Raw genomic sequence first — 414 nt, forward strand, 5'->3', positions numbered from 1 at the left:
CGGACAGCCGCCGAGAAGCGGGCCTACGTCCGTGATCACCGGCCCGGCAGCCTCTCCGTCGCCGCGGGATGCCGGCTGATGGGTCTGGCGCGCTCCACCTTCTACGATGCTCCGAGGCAGACTGCAGACGACACCGCTCTCGTCGCGTCCATGTCTGCGATCGACGAGCCGCTCGAAGCGTACGGCTGTCGACGCGTGCAGGCGGCGCTGCGCAAGCGGGCGCTGGTCGTGAACCACAACACGGTCCGCCGCCTCATGCGGGGGCACGACCTGCAACCCCGCATCGGTCGCGGCGACGTCACCACCAGCGACGGCTATCACGGTGGCCCGGTCTTCCCGAACCTTGCCAGGGACACCGTGCTGGCCGGCGCCGACCAGCGCTCGGTGGCTGACCTGCCCTACGTCGCGGGGACG

1 protein-coding gene is annotated in these 414 nt (G+C 71.0%); it reads left to right on the forward strand.

What is annotated here, in order from left to right:
• Positions 1–78: 78 nt before the first annotated feature.
• The coding region (locus MKL01_RS01990; protein ID WP_243903561.1) for an IS3 family transposase at positions 79–414 on the forward strand (336 nt) is incomplete at its 3' end.

This window comes from Methylobacterium sp. J-070, assembly GCF_022829385.1.
Lineage (GTDB): Bacteria > Pseudomonadota > Alphaproteobacteria > Rhizobiales > Beijerinckiaceae > Methylobacterium.